This is a genomic window from Streptomyces sp. NBC_00510 (assembly GCA_036013505.1).
GTDB lineage: Bacteria > Actinomycetota > Actinomycetes > Streptomycetales > Streptomycetaceae > Actinacidiphila.
Genome location: CP107851.1, coordinates 6,182,348 through 6,199,772, shown reverse-complemented (window position 1 = coordinate 6,199,772; position 17,425 = coordinate 6,182,348). Strand labels below are relative to the sequence as shown.

Below are 17,425 nucleotides of genomic sequence, written 5' to 3'. Positions count from 1 at the left end.
CTCCGGTTACCCCAGCTAGCCTTGGCGCGTGAGCGAATCGACAGACGTCCTTGCTTGGCTCCAAGAGTGGTACCTCGCCCAGTGTGATGGGGATTGGGAACACCAGTGGGGGATCAAGATCGAAACGCTCGACAACCCGGGGTGGACTGTCCGGATCGAGATCGGCGGGACGGTCCTCGAACGCTGCACCTACTCGAAGCAGAGCATCGAGCGCAGTGACGATGATTGGGTTGAGACATGGCGCTCACAGCATGCGTTCCACGCTGCCTGCGGACCAGAGAACCTCGCGGAAGTTTTGACCCTGTTCCGGGACTGGGCGCGGGCCGCTGACATCCGAGCCTGACATCAACGGCGGCAGATGACTGCGTATCCCGACACTCCCTGATGGAGGCGACACGCCTCGCCGGCGGCTGCTGACTAGAGCAGACACAACGGGCGAATCGAACTTACAAGGCAGATGTCGGCGGTTCGAATCCGGCTGCACCCACCAGCGCGAAGGCCCGCAGCGATCATGCTGCGGGGCGTTTGACGGTAGCGCTTGACGGCAACGGAGCGGCCCGCCGGCCGAGCTCAGCAACCGCTGCGCCGTCGATACACTCCTGAGCACCTGAGCCAAGCCCTACTCCCAGGAGCCCTTGGGTTGCGTTCGCGCACCGCCGAGACCCGAAGCACATCGTCGTACCGTTAGTTAGCTAATCTGTCTCTTCACAACCTGGCAGAGGGGTCGGCAAGTTGAGCGCTTGGGTGCTGGTGTGCAACCCGAAGAAGTTCCGCCTGGATGAGCTCCTGGCAGATGGGGGCGAGCTTGACTCATGGTCCGTTGGCAGGCACCTATTGGAGCTCCAATCAGGTGCCCAATTCGCTCTGTGGTTGAGCGGCCCTAGCGGCGGAGTTGCCGCTCTGGGCGAGTTGACGGGCGACCCGTTCTGGACCGTTGCTGAGAACGACGACGGGTACTGGGATGAGGAACCAGGACCCCGACACGCAGTGCCGATCAGGATTACCACCTGGTTGCCGCGTCGAATCCCTCGAAGCTGGTTCAAGAATAATAAAGTCTTCGACGGGACCGGAGTGCTCACGCAACCGTTCGCCGCAAACCCTCACCGACTCACTGATGAACAGTGGAGTGCGCTCGTTGCGGAGGCCGAACGAGACGTTCCCACTTCAGATGCTTCCAACCTTCCGCCTGACGATGACTGGCTCCTGAAGCCGGGGGAGGAGATTCGCAGGGTAGATCTCCATAATCGGTACGGAGGAAGTCGCCAGGGCGGCATTAGCCCCTCCCAACAGACGGATAACATCCTCATCTTCACGGATGCCACAGCTGGCCCGCAGCACGGCTATGAGGATCGGTGGGAGTCTGACGGAACGTTCCGGTATACAGGCGAAGGCCAGATCGGCGATCAAACCTTCACCAAGGGCAATAAGGCCATCCGAGATCACCTCAAGAACGGGAAGCGCCTTCGCCTGTTCATTGGGAGCCGTGGCGTCGTTCGCTATACCGGAGAATGGGTTCTTAACCCGGGTAAGCCATACTCTTGGGGCAGTGCACCTTCAACAAACAACGGGCCACTGCGAACCGTTATTTATTTCCATCTCCTCAGAGTCGGCGATGCCGTGATGGCACCGAACGTTCCGATCGGTAGCGAATACCGGCCCGAGAATGAGTCGGTTATTCCACTGCCGGCCACGCCGAGCGCCCCAGACTGGCTACTGGTCGGAAGGAATCTTGCGACACATCGTGGCCTGCAGAATGCTCTGGCTGACCTAGTGCGCGCGCACGGCATGACACCGCTTTCGCCGACCCTCACGGATCCGGCTTTCGACCTTGCCTGGAAGCGTGAAGAGATTCTGACAGTCGCCGAGGTGAAATCTCTTCGCTTGGAGAATGAGACTGAGCAGCTTCGCTCAGGCCTAGGGCAACTGCTTGATTACGTAGATCAACTCAGCGCCCGCGCGCCTAACGTACGGGGAGTTCTCTGGGTCGAGCGAGCTCCGTCGGAAAGTCGATGGCTTGGCATCTGTGAGCGGGCCGGAATTGTGCTCGCTTGGCCTGGCCAAGATATGAGGATTTGGATGTGAGCGAGGCGCGCCAAGTTGCCTCCAGCTCCTGCCAGGCCGTCAGCTGCTATGAGTGATCAGTGGCCCCGCACGATTCAGGATGCCCCGCTTCCCAGGTTTAGGGAAGAACCGAGCCAGCCCCGACCGATGAGGTATCTGTCCAATGAGTGAGCACACCCTTGAGAGTGCAATCGAGCTGCTCAAGCAAATCCTCAGGATCGAGACCCAAACGGACCAACACATCTTCCTGAAATCACCGGCGCAGGCCAGCGAGGGGCAGGCAGTTGCTCGATTTGAGGTCTCTGAGCTTAGAGAAGCCATTGAACGACTCAATAAAGCAAGTTCCGTCGGTTCTGGTCTTGATTGGGGGCAGCGCTGCGAGTTCCTCGTTGCCATGAATGGCTCAGCGAGACTGGGGCACCTTCGAGAGGAAGAAGTCGACTCGTCCGACGAAAATGGCCTAAAATTCCGCCTTGGGGCACCCTCTCTTGAGTACGCCTTGCATCTGCTTTTCGCGGCACGTAAAGACGGGCCCGGCTCGCTCTCCGCAGTCACGAGAAATATCCAGCGCAGACTGCGAGAAATACGGTACGCGGTAGATACGGAGTCAGACGAATACGTTGATTCCATCAGCTTGGCTGACTTTCTGGGGCGATCACTTTCGTTTACTACGCTCCAGATTGGATCACCAAAGAATCGACAAGACTTCCAGGACATCGCAGATGCGTTCCTATTTCAGCTCGCGTATAATTATGACCTTTCATATCGCGTCCCGCCAGGATTTGATCATCTATTCTCGCTCGGGCAAATACGGCGCCGCCGGCGGGCGGGTGCTGGAGCGCCCGACGCCCCCCGAATGACGTACAGCTCGGATCTGGTTCACCACTATCAGTTGGCGGTTTCAGCCGAAAGTCCCATGCTGCAATATCTTTCCTACTATCACATTGCAGAACATTTCTTCGAAAAGGTATTTAACGATGACTTCGTAGAGCAGGTTCGTCGAAAGATTGCAGACCCATCCTTTTCGCTAAAGCGGTCGAAGGATATTCAGGGCATCATCAAGCTAGTTACAGCCACCCAGCGGCGCGTGCGAGATGAGGGGGGCGTGGACGAGCAGCGCGCCCTTATGCTTGTATTGGAACGCTTCGTTGATAACGCCCGTCTGGTTGCAGATATCAGGGCTCATGACGATGCGCTGATCCAGCACTATAAGGCCTGTTCCCCGTCTTTTTCCGAGAATGTGCTCGCGGACTTGACGCTGGAGCGAGATGCCGAGGTCAGGTCTGCTCTGGCGAAGCGCATATACATGACTCGGAATTCGCTCGTGCATGCCAAAGACGGTGCGCGACCTCGGTACTTTCCGTTCGTGAATGATGCTGAGTTGATTCAGGAAATCCCACTCGTTAGATTTTGCGCCGAACAGATCATCATTGCCCACGGCAGGATCATCTAAATGCTGTCCCGCTTCGGCGAGCCGGCCCTCCTCGGTCATGCCGCGCTTGGGCGCGTCAAGCGCTGATTACGGCTGCTGGCTGCTGTAATAGGCCAAGTGATTGGCCATCGCTCGAGCGCCGGCCAATCACAAGGACGCGGCAGGCTTGGGACGCCACGATCAACCGTGCCCGTCGCGTGCCCGTTCCGGCGGGACGCAACGGGGACTCACGGGGAACAGAGGCGCCGATCGCCCTCCGGCCCAGGTCAGTGCCTTGCCAGGTCGGTCGCGATCCGCATACGGCGTCTTCCAAACTGGCTACGCCTGGGGATCAAAGCGTGCGTGTTGGTGTAGATCATCTTGGCCTCAGTGCAGATTGTGCCGCGCCGCAGATCCGGATGGTGGTGCTGTCAGCCGAGAGGCCGCGACGAAGACAACGATGGCTAACATCGCGCCGACGGCCGTGGCGAATCCGTGTTCACCGCCCCATGTTCGCGGCTGCCGATGATAGGCGTGCCACATCCGTGCCACATCGGACGGTCAGCCGCGGACAATGACGGTTCGTCGCAGTCAAGATGACCTGCTGAGCTGGGATCGCTTCAGACATGGCCTGACCTGCATACCCACGATGACCCTGACCACCAGGCTTACAAGGCAGATGTCGGCGGTTCAAAACCCTCCACGCCCACCACCCCCATCGGGCGTTCCGAGGCCTCAGGGGAGCATGTCTCCCCGGTTCACGCAGTAGTACGAGCCGTCGTCATTGCGCCCCACGCTGTCGTACGACCAGCAGTGGAGCGCCGGAGCGAGCGTCCACATCCGTAGTGCCATGAGGGCACCGATGCAGGCGACAGCAGCCCATCCCCCGTAGGACCGCCAGCCAGAGAGCGCCAGTCCGCCGACGCCAACCAGCGCTGCGAACACCAGCATGTAGACGATCACAGGCCCCATGTTCTCCCGCAGCCCGGGAAACGACTCCATCTCAATGGTCCCCCCAAAGCTGAACAAGACCACGAGCACGGCAAAGGCGAAGGCGAGGGCGGCCGTGCAACCACGGGCTGCGCGCGCGTATGGCTCGAGCGTGGCCTCGGCCCGATTGGCAGAGTGCTCCTCGTTCACGACACCTCCTCATTCGTGAGTGAGCCGCGATCGTAACGGGCAGACAGAGCACCACAGGAGGCAGCCACAACGGACTCAGCATTGCCGACGAGCACTTGGCAGATCCAATGATGGCCGTGCCAGGCCCCCGGGACACCTTGTCGAATGCGTGTCGGAGTCGGCACGCAAGGCTCCGTCAGGCAACGCGACTGTGCAGGTCAGCCGACTACTGCGGGCGAACGAGCGGGGCGCCTTCTAAGCGCCGCCTCGGTCGCGGCTGACATCACCGGATGACATCAACGTCGAGGGACAGCTGCGGAACACGGCAGCCGAAGGCAAGGCAGGGGGCCCCTGTCGCGGGGTCTCCCGGCAGGCCGACTGAGGTCTCGCCCCAACTTACAAGGCAGATGTCGGCGGTTCGAAACCGTCCACGCCCACCAGTGAGAAGACCCCCAGCCGGTCATGGCTGGGGGTCTTCGGCATCCGGATCAGACATCAACGGCCACGCTCACTCGCGGCCGGGACGCCTCCGCAGCAGCCGGCCCATGTGGCTCACGGCCTCACGCTGGGTGTCCTGCACCACGTGGGTGTGGACGTTCATCGTGACGGCGATCTGGGAGTGCCCGAGGATCTCCATCACTACGCGAGGCGCGACGCCGGCCGCGGTCAGCAGCGCGGTGACGCCGACGAGGTGGACGCGCCGGGTGCCGTGCTCGATGGATATCAGGGCGTACAGGCGCTTGAGTGAGACGGTGTCGAGGTGCAGGAAGTCGGCGGCGATGATGCCGCGGGCCTGGTCGGTGAGGAACTGGCGCCAGGTCGGGCCGGAGCGTTGCGGGGCAGGGTCGATTCAGGCTGCATGAAGGATTTCCCAGACTGTGGATGGGGCGATCGGGTAGCCGAGGCAGGCGAGTTCGCCTTGTGTTCGGCGGTGGCCCCAGCTGCTGTTTTCGCGGGCCAAGGGCAGGATGAGCCGCTTGACGGCCGGGGTGACGGATGGGCGGCCGGGGCGACGGTGCTGGGCGGAGGTCCATCTGCGTGCGGCGAGTTGCCCATGCCGGCGCAGCAGTGCGGTCGGGGTGACTGCGAAGGCCGCGCGCCATCGCCCGCGTGGGACCCACCGCGACAGCACGGCCGGCCGGATCCGCTCGCCACGGTGACGGAGGTGGGGTTGCCGTTCACGATCGCGGTGAACGTACCGGCGGCGTACGTGTGGCTGGTCTGCCCGCTCCCGGTGGCGTCCAGGGCGACGGTGACCGTGGAGCTGCCGTCCCCGAAGTCCACCACCGCTGTCCCGCTCGGAGTGCCCCCGGAAATGCTGAACGTCACCGATTGTTCGCACTTCGGCGACGTGGGTGAGGTCGTCACCGTCAATGGCGAAATCGCCGTCACGTTCGCCGAATTGGCGTTGGTGACGTAGACGTTGCTGTTCTGCGCCGCCGCCACGTAGAACGGGAACGCGCCGGCGGGGACGGTGGCCAGGACGGTGTTCGTGGCACTGTCGATCACGGTCACGTTGTTCGAATTTGAGTTGCCGACGTAGACCTTGCCGGTCGGCGCCACCGCTATCCCGAACGGGCCCCCGCCGGCGGGGACGGTGGCCAGGACGGTGTTCGTGGCACTGTCGATCACCGTCACGTTGTTCGAGACGGTGTTGGTGACGTAGACGTTGCCGTTCGGCGCCACCGCGACCACCCCCGGGACCGTGCCGGCGGGGACGGTGGCCAGGACGGTGTTCGTGGCGCTGCTGATCACCGTCACGTTGTTCGAGGTCTGGTTGGCGATGTAGACGTTGCCGTTCGCCGCCACCGCCGCCGCGCCAGGGAACCCGCCGGAGGGGAGGGTGGTCAGGACGGTGTTCGTGGCGCTGTCGATCACCGTCACGGTGCCCGCGTTTCGGTTGGCGACGTAGACGTTGCCGTTCGGCGCCACCGCCACCGCGTCCGGGACCGCGCCGACGGGTACGGTGGCCAGGACCGTGTTATTGCTACTGTCGATCACCGTCACGTTGTTCGACGTCGAGTTGGCGACGTAGACCCTGCCGTTGGGCGCCACCGCCAACGCGAACGGGCCCCCGCCGGTGGGGACAGTGGCCAGGACCGTGTTATTGGTGCTGTCGATCACTGTTACGTTGTTCGAGCTTTGGTTGGTGACGTAGACGTTGCCGTTCGCCGCCACCGCCACCATGGCCGGGCTCGAGCCGACGGGGACGGTGGCCAGGACGGTGTTCGTGGTGCTGCTGATCACCGTCACATTGCTCGAATTGGCGTTGCCGACGTAGACGTTGCCGTTCGGCGCCACCGCCACCGGGATCGGGCTCGTGCCCGCCGGGATCGTCACCGTGGAGAACGCCGCGCTCAACGGCGCGGCCACACGCCCTTGCACAGCGGGCACCTCAGATCCGCCCGCGGGGTTCAAGCGATTGTGGGGCAAGTCTTTCTGTGTTGCTGCGAAGGCGTGAGGAGCAGCGGTCGGCAGGAGGGCGAGGGAAAGGGCTGCCAGGATGACGCTCAACCGGGTGAGCCATTGGTGCCGTGCGCTACGGCGTAAGTCTGCGAAGACGCCGCTGGATATGAGCGCAGGGGAGATGAGGGACATTGTTTCTCCAGGCCGGTCGGCTCTTGGGAGCCGTCATGATGAATTGCGACGGCTGAGCAGCAATAAGAGCCCAGCCGTCCGTCAATGCACATCCTTTGGGCCGCTACGCTGCCCTGCCAGCCGGAATGCGCTGAACGTGACCGCTTCCCGGGACTTCGCTCATGAGCTCAGGAATGTTTCTGTTGCGCTTCACGCAGCGTCATCGTGGACGTCTCATGGGCGCAGACAGCGTCGTGACGGCCAGGAGCAGCCCAGCCTGATACTTAGCGACGATCGGCTGGGGGGCTGATCTCAGTCGTGGTCTCATTCGCATGCGTTCAGCCCCGTCCAGACGAGTCCCACCTCCGGCCGGAACCTGCAGGAACGAGCCAACGTGAACAGAGGGGAATGATCCCGTACCGACCTGTGACTGGCATACGCAGACTTGGAAAGCGTGCACGTGAGTCATTCGGTCGAGCGACGGCAGCGCTGACGGCAACGAGGGCGAACGACGGCAACTCCCACCAACCCGCCGCAGCGGTCCCGGAAGCCTGCCGGCGCGAGCTACGGGGGGTGTGCCCGCATCTTCTAAGCGCTTGGCCGCAGGTTCGAGTCCTGCCGGGGGCACCCACTGCGCCCCTCCACATGGAGGGGCTTTTTTGCTGGTCACCCTGGGTGCGAGGGCGGTCGCCCGGGCGTGCCGGAGGTGTGCACGGCGTGCGTGCCGCGGGGTGGGGGCGGGGTCGCAACGGGCGGGCCGGCGGCGGTCAGTGGGGCCGGCGGGTGGGGCGTCCGGTGCCGCGGGAGGGCCTTCGGGGCGACGCCCGGCGGCCGCCGGGGAGCGGCTTTCCCGCAACGCGCGCCGCGCCTGAATCGGCCGTTCACGATTGGCCGGTCTCCTTCCCTTCCCCGCGATGGACGGACCGCCGCCGTCATCCCGTCGTACGGTCGACCGCGTCCAGGACGTCGGCCCACGGGAGACCGCGGCCGTCCGGCGCCTCGCCCGGTTCGGGGAGGGGCCGGGCGTCCGGGTCGTGGAGGAGGTGGACGCCGGCCGCGCGGAGGGTGGCGAGGTGGCGGGGCCAGGCCGGGTGGCGGGCGTGGGCCGCGTTGACGGCAGGGACGGCGACCAGCGGCACGTGCGGGGTGCCGAGGACCTCCGCGAGCAGGGTGAGGGCCTGGTTGTCGGCGATGCCGAGGGCGAGTTTGGCCAGGGTGTTGGCGGTGGCCGGGGCCAGCACGCAGCAGTCGGCGGCCGGATGGGGCCGCGGCTCGCCGGGGAGCCGCGACCGGTCGCGCACGGGGAGGCCGGTCACGTCGCGCAGCCGCCCGGTCTCGCCCTGTTCCCCAAGCCGGCGTGCGGCGGTCGGGGTGAGCGTGACGGCGACGCGCCAGCCGCGGGCGAGCGCGGGCAGGACGAGGCCCTCGCGCAGGGTCTCGACGCCGTCGGCGGCCGAGCCGACGACGGCGAGGACCCCGCGGACCGGCCGCACCTGGGGTGGTGAGGTGTGAGGAGGCATGGACACCCCTTACCCGAACCGGCCCTCGACGTAGTCGGCCGTCCGCGGATCGGTCGGGCTGCCGAACATGGCGGGGGTGGGGCCGTGCTCCACGATCCCGCCGGGGGTGCCCTGTTCGGCGAGGAAGAAGGCGCACTGGTCCGAAACGCGGGCGGCCTGCTGCATGTTGTGGGTGACGATCACGATCGTGACCTCGTGGGCGAGTTCGCGGATCGTCTCCTCGATGCGCCGGGTCGAGGTGGGGTCCAGGGCCGAGCAGGGCTCATCCATGAGCAGCGCCTTGGGCCGGACGGCCAGCGAGCGGGCGATGCACAGGCGTTGCTGCTGGCCACCGGAGAGGGCGCCGCCGGGCTGGCGCAGCCGGGCCCGGACCTCCTTCCAGAGGCCGGCCTTGGTCAGGCACTCCTCGACGAGTGCGTCCTTCGCGGCGTCGCGGACCCGCTGCCCGGTGAGCTTCAGGCCCGCGGTGACGTTGTCGTAGATCGACATCGCCGGGAAGGGGTTGGGCTTCTGGAAGACCATGCCGATGCGGCGCCGGGCCTCGGTGAGGCGGCGCCCACGGGCGTAGATGTCCTCGCCGTCCAGCAGGACTTCGCCCGCCAGGGAGGCGGACGGCACGAGTTCGTGCATGCGGTTGAGGGTCCGCAGGAAGGTGGACTTGCCGCAGCCCGAGGGGCCGATGAGGGCGGTGACCTGCCCGGCGGGCATGGTCAGGGAGACCCGTTCGAGGACCTTGTGGTCGCCGAACCAGCACGAGATACGGCGGGCCTCCAGGGTGGCGCCGGGGCGGGCGTCCTGCGTGATCGGCGGGAGCGGGATGGTGGTCTCGGTCACGAACGGGTCCTCACATCAGGTTGGGCAGGAGCAGTGCCGCGTGGTCCGCGACGAGGAGGCCGAGCAGGCCGAGCACGGGGACACCGACGACCCAGGCGTGCCGCCGTCCCCAGCGGGCGTGCGCCCAGGCGAGGCCGGCGGCGGCCAGGAGCAGGCCCTGGCCCCACAGGACGACGGGCAGCCAGGCGGTTTCCTGGACGGCCATGGCGGTCTCGTCCGCCGGCAGCGCGCCGGGCGCGACGGCGGGGGCGGAGGCGGGCTGGACGTCGGACATCAGGTCGGCGTCCACCCGCAGGATGCCGCGCGGCATGAAGGCGGTGCCCTCGGCGGTGATCAGCGTCAGGCGGCCCTTGCCGGCCGCGGGGGGCGCGGGCTGGGGGTCACCGGCGCGGCGGACCGCGACGACGCGGTAGCGGTGCACGCCCTGGCCGGTGGTCACCGTGAGCTGCTCGCCCGGGTGGAGGCCGCCGAGGTGCCGGAAGGGGCCTCCATAGGTGGCCTGGCGCCCCATGATGACGCTGGTGCCGGCCTGACCGGGCAGCGGCGTGTCGCGGCGATGGCCCGGGCCGCGGGTCAGGACCTCCGAGGTGGTGCCCTCGCCGACGACCTCGCGCAGTCCGAGCCCGGGGACGGAGAGCACCGCCACCGGGGTGCCGGTGGTGAGCGGCTTGAGGCCGTCGCCCGAGCCGCCCACGGGTGCCACCCCGTTGGCGAGGTCATTGCGCAGGGCGGCGTAGTCGACCTGCTGGTCGCGGGCGTGGCGGACCTGGCCGAGCAGGCCCACGTCCACGACGAAGCCGAGGAGCAGGGCCGCCAGGATGCTCAGGGCCGCCCCGGCGACCCGCAGGCCGGGGCCGGCCGGACGCGTGGTTCGCGTCCGGCCGGCCGCCGGCCCCGGCGGGGTGAGGTCCGCCGGCCCGTTCCCCGAGGGGGCGGGCCGGTCGTGGGCGGGAGCCACGCGGACCGGGGTGCCGACCGGGGTCATCCCACCCTCACCGACTTGGAGGTGGCGCTGCCGTTGGTGTAGCCCGACCGCTTCGCGGTGATCTTGAGCGCGACGCGGTGCCCGCGGTCGGCCTTGGTCAGCACGTACGTGGAGTGCGTGGCGCCGCGGATCGCCTTGCCGTCGCGCCGCCACTCGTAGCTGTAGGACGTGGCCGAGGGCTTCCAGCTGCCGGCCTTGGCGGTGAGCCGCTTGCCGGTCTTGGCGGTGCCGCTGATCGTCGGCAGCTTGGTGTTCTTCAGGGCCGGGCCGACGCCCACGGTCACCGCGGGGCTCGTCGCCGCGGTGCTGCCGGTGGTGTTCTTCGCGGTCACCCGGCAGGCGACCTTGTGCTTGTAGTCGGCGGAGGTCAGGCCCCAGGTCTTCGCGGTCGCGCCGCTGACGACCTTCTTGTCGCGCAGCCAGGCGTACGTGTACGAGGTCGCCCCGCCGAACGTGGCGGAGCAGGTCACCATCGAGGCGACCTTGACGGTGCCGGTCACCTTCGGGGCCGTGACGACGACCGGGGGCTTGACCTTGACGGTGTACGGGAGCGCCGCGGAGGCCGACGGCTTGTACGCCGCCGCGTCGGCCGGGGTGAACGCCGCGCTCAGCGCGTGGGTGCCGACGCCCAGGGCGGTGGTGGTCAGCGAGGCCGCGCCGTTCGACACCGTGACCGCGGAGCCGATCTGGGTCGCGCCGTCCAGGAAGCGGACCGAGCCCGCGGCCGCGGCAGGGACCACCGTCGCGGTCAGCTTCACCGCGGTGCCCTGGACCACCGGGCTCGGCGGACCGGCGGCGAGGGTGGTCGTGGTGGCGACCTGGGTGGGGGGCGGGGTGCTCTGGTACGTGGTGTTGGAGGTGAACCAGATGGCGGAGGTGAAGTCGCCGAAGGTGTCCGCCCCGAAGGCCTTGCGGCAGGTCAGGGTGAAGTCGTAGCGGCCCTTCAGCTCGGTGAAGCCCGCGTCCTTCGCGTAGTCGCGCATCGTCTGCATCAGCGGCACGGTGAACCCGCCGCCGGGCACCGCCGGGTAGATGGCGATCTCCGAGTTGCCCACCACGTTCTGGCCCTCGGCCGGGAAGCCGGCGCCCTTCACCTTGAGGATGAGGTTGGTCGCCTCCTCGGGGCAGGGACCCGACGTGGTGAGCGAGATCCCCGAGACGTCCGTGCCGATGGCCGGGGCGACCTCCATGGAGCCGATGACCTCGGCCCTGGCGGTTCCGGCGGCGGCGACGGCGATGCCGCCCGCGGCGATCGCCGAGGCGAGCACCAGCGACAGTCTCCGGCGTACGGTGGTGATCTTCATGGTCGCCTCCCGCCGTCTCAGTCGTTCGAGGAGTCGTTGAAGGACAGCAGACCGCGGCGGCGCGCCTGCCGGACGGCGATGGTGCCGGCCGCGACCAGGGCGGCCGCGACGGCGGCGAGCCAGCCCGCGTCGGCGCCGGTGGCCGCCAGCGAGTCGCCGTCACCGCCCGAGGCGCCGCCGTCGACCTCGGTGGAGATGTCCTGCGAGTCACCGCCCGTGGTGTCGTCACCCGTGTCACCACTGGTGTCACCACCGGTGGTGTCCGTGGGCTCGCCGGTGTCCGTCGGCTCGCCGGTGTCGGTCGGCTCGCCGGTGTCGGTCGGGTCCGTCGTCGGCGTGGGGCTGTCCGTCGGCGTGGTGGTGTTCGTCGGGGTGGTGCTCGGGGTCGGCGTGGGCGTCGGGGTGCCGCTCGCGGGGTCGGTGTCCTGGTAGGTGGTGTTGGTGGTGAACCAGATCGAGCCCTTGAAGTCGCCGTACGTGGTATCCAAGAACGCCTGGCGGCAGATGACCGTGAACTCGTAGCGGCCCTTGAGCTCGTCGAAGCCCGCGTCCTTCGCGTAGTCGCGCATCGTCTGCGTCAGCGGAACGCGGAAGCCGCCCTCCTCCGTCGCGGGGTAGATGCTGCCCGGCGCGTTGCTGACCACGTTCGCGCCCTGCTCAGGGAAGCCCGAGCCGGTCACCTTGACCATGACGTAGGTCGCCTCGGCCGGGCAGGTGCCCGAGGTGGAGAGCTCTATTCCGCCGGTGTCCGAGCCCGTGCCCGGGGTCACCTTCAGCGTGCCGATGGTCTCCGCGTGCGCGGAGGTCGCGGCCATGATGCCCACCGCCCCGCCGGCCAGGACGAGCGAGCCGAGTGCGGCCGCGGTCGAGCGGTGCAGGCGTGTGAAGGACACTGTCTTTCTCCTCTTGTCTTGCTTGTGGATGGACGGGGTGACGGGTGCTCAGCCGGACGTGTCCGCCCGCGCGGCACGTCCCCTGCGCCCCCGCACCCACTGGGCGGCTCCCGCCAGGAGCACCAGGAAGGCGACCGCGAAGCCGCCGAGCGACCAGGCGACGAGGGAGCCGTGCCCGTCCCCGGCCGGGTCGGCCGAGGCGGCGTTCACGACCCCGGTGACACCGCCCTGGGCGGCGGGCGCGCCGGAGGCGTACGGGGAACCGGAGGGTGGGGAACCCGGGCCGCCGGCGGGGGCGGACGGGCCGGACCCGTCAGGAGTGGACGACTGCCCCTGCCCTGCCGTGCCGCCCGGCTGCGCGGAGGATCCCGCCGCGGGCTTCTCGGGGGTGGCCCGGGTGCCGTCCGTGTAGGAGGTCTTGGAGGTGAAGCGGAGCGAACCGCTGAAGTCCCGCAGGCTCTTGAGGCCGAACGGGGCCTCCAGGCAGCTGACGGTGAAGGTGTAGGTGCCGCGCAGGGTGCTGAAGCCCGCGTCAAGGGCGTAGTCCTGCATCGTGTAGGTCAGCGGGACCACCAGTCCGCCGCCGGGTGCCGCCGGGTAGGTGCCGATCTCGGAGTTGCCGACGACGATCTTGCCGTCGCGGGGGAATCCGGCGCCCTTGACCCGGGCGATGACGTTCCGCGTCCCGTCGGGGCAGGGCCCGGCGGCGGTCAGGGTGATGGGCTCGGCGGCGCTGCCGTGCTGCGGCGCGACCGTGAGGTCGCCGGGTGCCGCGGCGTGGGCCGCGGGCGCGGCCGCCCACAGCGAGAGGGCGGCCAGCACCATGGCGACGGGAGCCGACGCGCGCGAGGCGGGGGCCGGCTTCTTCGGCGCGGTCCCGGCGGTGCGGGCTGCGTCCGGACGCGGTCCGCGGCGGCGGCGCCTGCGGCGGACCCACCACGCGACGGCCACCGCGGCGACGGCCGCCAGGACGGCGAACAGGGACCAGGGCACGGCCCAAAAGCCCTGGGAGCGGGTCAGGCTCGGCAGGTCGGGGATCGCGACGTCACCGCGCACGGAGACCGCGTCGACCGAGACGGTGGTGGTGTCCCGCACCGTCGGCAGGACGCCGGTGGCCGTGACGCTGATCCTCAGCGCGTTGCCCGGGAGGATCTCGGCGAGGTCGCGCGAGCCCTTCACCGTGGCGATGCCCCCGAACGCGTCGCGGACGCGGACCGTCTGCTCGGCGGCCAGCCGGACGTTGCCGGTGTTGCGCACGGTGTACGACACCGTCGCGGTGCCGGTCCCGAAGGGGTTGGCCGTGCCGTGGTAGTCGGTGTGCAGGTCCTCGACGGCGAGCAGCGGCCTGAGTTGGCCGGCCACCCGCAGGTACATCCGGGCGCCGACGCGCTGGTCGACCTGGACCCGGTCGCCCTTGGCGCCGGTGCGCACCGCGGACAGCGACGCGACGATGCCGGCGGGGTGGTCGCCGGGGGTGACCGTGCGCGGCACGGTCAGCGTGAAGGGGACGATGACGCGGGAACGGGCGGCCACGGTCACCCGGGACCTGCCGAGCTTGATCCAGGTGCCGGCGTCGCTGGACCTGGCGGCCCGCGCGAGCAGGTCGAAGCCGCCCTCGGCGGAGTTGATGGCGTCGGCGGCGTAGACGCTCAGCGTCAGGGGCTTGGCGCTGTAGTTCCAGATGGCGATGTGGTCCCGGATGACGGCACCCGGGGTCACGCCGTAGGAGTAGTTGGGCCGGCCGTCGGGCTTGTCGGCCGTGGACGGCTGGACGCCGAAGGTGGTGCGCCCGTTCGGGCCCGCGCCGGGTCGTGCGGCGGCCGCGTGCGAGGCGGCGGCCTGCGGGGCGGCGGCCGACGCCGTTTCGGCGGCCGGGAGTACGGCGAGGACGCAGGCGGCCAGGACGCCGGCGATACGGCGGGCTGATCGTGTGATCATGTCAGGTCGTCCGATCGGGCGCGGGTGGGACAGGGTGGTGCGGGACGTGCTTGCCGGGACGGGCATCGCTGCCCGTCCCGGCCCGGGCCGGACCCGGGGGCGTCACCGCCCCCGGGCCGTTCGCCAGCTCAGATCGCCGTGAGGGTGAGGGTCGCGGTGTAGGTGCCGGCCACGGTCGAGGTCGGCACGTTCAGGGAGAGGCCCGCACCCAGGTGCGCGGTACCGAGGCCGGTACCGGTGGCGAGGGAGCGGGAGGACTTCAGACCGCCCTGGCCAGCGTCGCCGGGGGCGACGCCCTGCGCCGCGGAGACCGCGGAGCCGGCGGTGACGGTCTGCGCCGGGGCGTGGTCGACCACGTCCGGCGTCCAGCCCAGGTTCTGGCCGTTGATGGCGTGCGTGCCGCCGTCGGAGAAGTCGGTCACCTGGCCGCTGACGCTCCAGCCGGGGTTGCCGGCGCGGGCGTCGGTCAGGGTGACCGTGTTGATCCCGCCCGTGGTGGTCAGCAGGTCGCCGTCGGCGTTCAGCACCGGCGACGGCAGCGTGACGTGCGGGTTGTCGACGCTGATGACCAGGGCGCCGGACTCGACGGTCGTGGTGATGTCCTGCGAGGCGGAGACGCCGGCGAAGTCACCGATCAGGTACGGGACCGCACCGGAGTCGGAACCGGTGTAGGCCGCGCTGTTCGCCGGGACGAAGGTCGCGGAGAAGCTGTGCTCGCCCTTCGCCAGGCTGCTGGTGGTGTAGGAGGCCTGGCCGCCCGAGACGGGGACGGTGGCCAGCGTGGTGGTGGCGCCGCCCACGGTGTCCTGGAACTTCACGGAACCGGCCGCGGCGGCGGGGGTGACCGTGGCGTTCATGGTGACCGGGCTGAACTGCGGCGTGGTGTCGGACGGCGAGATGGCCAGCGAGGTCGTCGTCGCGGTCGCCTGCGGCGCGTTCACCTTGTACGCCACCGCGGTGGAGGCGGACGGGTTGTAGGCGGCGCCGGTCGGGGTGAACTCGGCGGTCAGGTCGTGGTTGCCCGCGGCCAGGGCGTTCGTGGTGAGGACCGCGGTGCCGCCGGAGACGGTGACCGGGGAGCCGAGCGCGGTGCCGTTGTCCTTGAACTGCACCTTGCCCTCGGCGGCCGCCGGGGCCACGTTGGCGGTCAGCGTGACGGTCTCGCCCTCGGTGACCGGGCTGGCCGGCGAGACCGCGAGGGCGGTGGAGGTGTCGGTCTTCACGCTCGGGTCGGTGTTCTGGTACGTCTCGTTGGACGTGAACCAGATCGATCCGGTGAAGTCGCCGAAGTTCGAGGAGCCGAAGGCCAGCCGGCAGGTGACCTTGAAGGAGTACTCGCCCTTCAGCTCGTTGAAGCCGGCGTCCTTGGCGTAGTCGCGCATGGTCTGCGTCAGCGGGACGATCATCCCGCCGTCACCGGAGATCGGGTAGATGTCCTTCGACGCGTTGCCGACGACGGTCTGGCCCTCGGCCGGGAAGCCCGAACCGGTGACGGACACGATGACGTTGGTCGCCTCGTCGGGACACACGTCCGAGGTGGTCAGCGCGATGCCCGTGGTGTCGGTGCCGGTGGCCGGGTTGAAGGTCACGGTGCCGATCTCGGCGGCGTGCGCGGCCGGGGCCGCGATCAGGCCCGCCGCGCAGGCGGCGACCAGGCTCGCGAGACCGCCCGCCATGGCCCGCGAGAGCTTGTTCTTGAACACTGTCGTGTTCTCCCTCTTCGGAGGTTGCGGAAGTGACGGAGACAGCAGGGCGTGGATCAGGGGGTCTGCTTGCTGGTGTCACCGCAGTTGGCGTTGGCGGCGAAGCCGTAGGTGTTGATCACGTCGGTCTTCTGGCAGATCAGCGAGTTGGAGCCGACGAAGACCGTGCTCCACGGCGCGGTGCCGACCTTGCTGGTCGGGATCACGTTGTAGACGTCGCGCTTCACACCGAAGCTGCTGTTCAGCACGGTCGGCGCGATGCCGTCGATGGTGCCGAGGACCGCCTTGCCGCGCAGGTCCGCGATGGTCTGCGTGGACTGCGAGTTGTACTGGGCGATGGAGAACGGCACGATCGACTTGTCGTCGAGGATGCGGCCGTCGTGCTCCTGCACCGGGTTGCCGCCCTTGGCGTCCTTGATGCAGGGGTAGACGCCGTTCTTCACGTCGGTGTCCGAGATGCCGACGGTGGACTCCCAGAAGCTGCGCGTGCCGGAGCCCGCCTGCGGGAGGTAGGCCGTCATGGTGAAGTTCGGCGCGGTGCCCACGTAAGCGGGGTTGCAGGTGTAGATCTGCTTCAGGTCGTTCAGCGTGAGCTTGCGCGGGATCTGGCTGGAGCCGGTGATCGCGTAGGTCACGCCGTCCACGGCGAACGGGACGTAGGTGAGGTCCGGGTCGACGGCGCCCAGGCTGAGGCTGGAGGACCGGGCGAAGTCCAGGCAGTTGTCGCCGGCCTGCAAGGAGGCGACCAGCGCGTTGCGGCCGGCACCCGAGCCGTTCGGGCGGTCGATGGTGCAGGTCGTGCCGCTCTTGGTGGTGATCTTCGCCGAACCGGTGGCGTCGTAGGAGCCGATCACCTTCTGGCCGCCGATCGTGATCGACTGGGCCATGCCGTTCATGACGTCCTGGGTGGTGTCGGAGCCGACACCGGACAGCTGGCGGAAGGCCGGGGCGCCGGAAGGGTCGGCGACGGCGACGCTGCCGCAGACGGTGCCGGTGAGCAGACCGGCGGCACCGATGACGGCCACTGCGAACTTGCGCTTGTTCACTTGCGTTTACCTCTCGGATAGGCTTGCGCCGGGT

The 17,425-nt window shown here is 68.4% G+C and carries 13 protein-coding genes and 1 pseudogene; 3 read left to right on the top strand and 11 right to left on the bottom strand.

All coding sequences use genetic code 11. The features are described from left to right. Positions 1-28 precede the first annotated feature (28 nt). The 3 genes from OG937_27975 (at position 29) to OG937_27965 (ending at position 3,514) form a co-directional block, all read left to right on the top strand. Positions 29-343: an immunity 53 family protein gene (locus tag OG937_27975; GenBank protein WUD75256.1), complete on the top strand. Its 315-nt coding sequence runs from the start codon at positions 29-31 to the stop codon at positions 341-343. A 644-nt stretch (positions 344-987) separates the two neighbouring features. Continuing rightward, positions 988-2,082: a YDG/SRA domain-containing protein gene (locus OG937_27970; GenBank protein ID WUD75255.1), complete on the top strand. Its 1,095-nt coding sequence runs from the start codon at positions 988-990 to the stop codon at positions 2,080-2,082. Between the two features lie 142 nt (positions 2,083-2,224). Then, a complete protein-coding gene (locus OG937_27965) occupies positions 2,225-3,514 on the top strand; it encodes a hypothetical protein (protein WUD75254.1) in 1,290 nt (429 codons plus the stop codon). Between the two features lie 693 nt (positions 3,515-4,207). Here OG937_27965 and OG937_27960 read toward each other — a convergent pair. The 11 genes and pseudogenes from OG937_27960 to OG937_27910 all read right to left on the bottom strand — a co-directional run bounded on the left by OG937_27960 (position 4,208) and on the right by OG937_27910 (position 17,391). Continuing rightward, positions 4,208-4,612 carry a hypothetical protein gene (locus tag OG937_27960; GenBank protein ID WUD75253.1) on the bottom strand — a complete coding sequence of 135 codons (405 nt, stop codon included), beginning with the start codon at positions 4,610-4,612 and terminating at the stop codon, positions 4,208-4,210. A gap of 487 nt (positions 4,613-5,099) precedes the next feature. Further along, a pseudogene (locus tag OG937_27955) lies at positions 5,100-5,264 on the bottom strand (site-specific integrase). Positions 5,265-5,314: 50 nt separating this feature from the next. Then, positions 5,315-6,964 (bottom strand): hypothetical protein, encoded by a 1,650-nt coding sequence (locus tag OG937_27950; protein WUD75252.1) that lies wholly within the window; start codon positions 6,962-6,964, stop codon positions 5,315-5,317. A 1,136-nt stretch (positions 6,965-8,100) separates the two neighbouring features. Next, a complete protein-coding gene (locus tag OG937_27945) occupies positions 8,101-8,688 on the bottom strand; it encodes a flavoprotein (protein ID WUD75251.1) in 588 nt (195 codons plus the stop codon). A 9-nt stretch (positions 8,689-8,697) separates the two neighbouring features. After that, positions 8,698-9,462, bottom strand: coding sequence for a phosphate ABC transporter ATP-binding protein (locus OG937_27940; protein WUD78907.1), 765 nt, complete (start codon positions 9,460-9,462; stop codon positions 8,698-8,700). A 70-nt stretch (positions 9,463-9,532) separates the two neighbouring features. Further along, positions 9,533-10,507 (bottom strand): sortase, encoded by a 975-nt coding sequence (locus tag OG937_27935; GenBank protein ID WUD75250.1) that lies wholly within the window; start codon positions 10,505-10,507, stop codon positions 9,533-9,535. Next, positions 10,504-11,811 carry an Ig-like domain-containing protein gene (locus OG937_27930; GenBank protein WUD75249.1) on the bottom strand — a complete coding sequence of 436 codons (1,308 nt, stop codon included), beginning with the start codon at positions 11,809-11,811 and terminating at the stop codon, positions 10,504-10,506. Before OG937_27930 ends, OG937_27935 begins: the two co-directional genes overlap by 4 nt. Before the next feature lie 17 nt (positions 11,812-11,828). Beyond that, positions 11,829-12,704 carry a hypothetical protein gene (locus tag OG937_27925; GenBank protein ID WUD75248.1) on the bottom strand — a complete coding sequence of 292 codons (876 nt, stop codon included), beginning with the start codon at positions 12,702-12,704 and terminating at the stop codon, positions 11,829-11,831. Between the two features lie 48 nt (positions 12,705-12,752). After that, positions 12,753-14,642, bottom strand: coding sequence for a DUF916 domain-containing protein (locus OG937_27920; protein ID WUD75247.1), 1,890 nt, complete (start codon positions 14,640-14,642; stop codon positions 12,753-12,755). 128 nt (positions 14,643-14,770) lie between these two features. Then, on the bottom strand, positions 14,771-16,345 hold the full coding sequence (locus OG937_27915) for an Ig-like domain repeat protein (protein ID WUD75246.1): 1,575 nt from the start codon (positions 16,343-16,345) through the stop codon (positions 14,771-14,773). Between the two features lie 56 nt (positions 16,346-16,401). After that, positions 16,402-17,391, bottom strand: a complete 990-nt coding sequence (locus OG937_27910) for a hypothetical protein (protein ID WUD75245.1) — start codon at positions 17,389-17,391, stop codon at positions 16,402-16,404. Positions 17,392-17,425: the final 34 nt, after the last annotated feature.

Coding starts and splice junctions, on each gene's coding strand:
- OG937_27945 (WUD75251.1), bottom strand. CDS start 8,688: ATGCCTCCTCACACCTCACCACCCCAGGTGCGGCCGGTCCGCGGGGTC.
- OG937_27920 (WUD75247.1), bottom strand. CDS start 14,642: ATGATCACACGATCAGCCCGCCGTATCGCCGGCGTCCTGGCCGCCTGC.
- OG937_27935 (WUD75250.1), bottom strand. CDS start 10,507: ATGACCCCGGTCGGCACCCCGGTCCGCGTGGCTCCCGCCCACGACCGG.
- OG937_27965 (WUD75254.1), top strand. CDS start 2,225: ATGAGTGAGCACACCCTTGAGAGTGCAATCGAGCTGCTCAAGCAAATC.
- OG937_27930 (WUD75249.1), bottom strand. CDS start 11,811: ATGAAGATCACCACCGTACGCCGGAGACTGTCGCTGGTGCTCGCCTCG.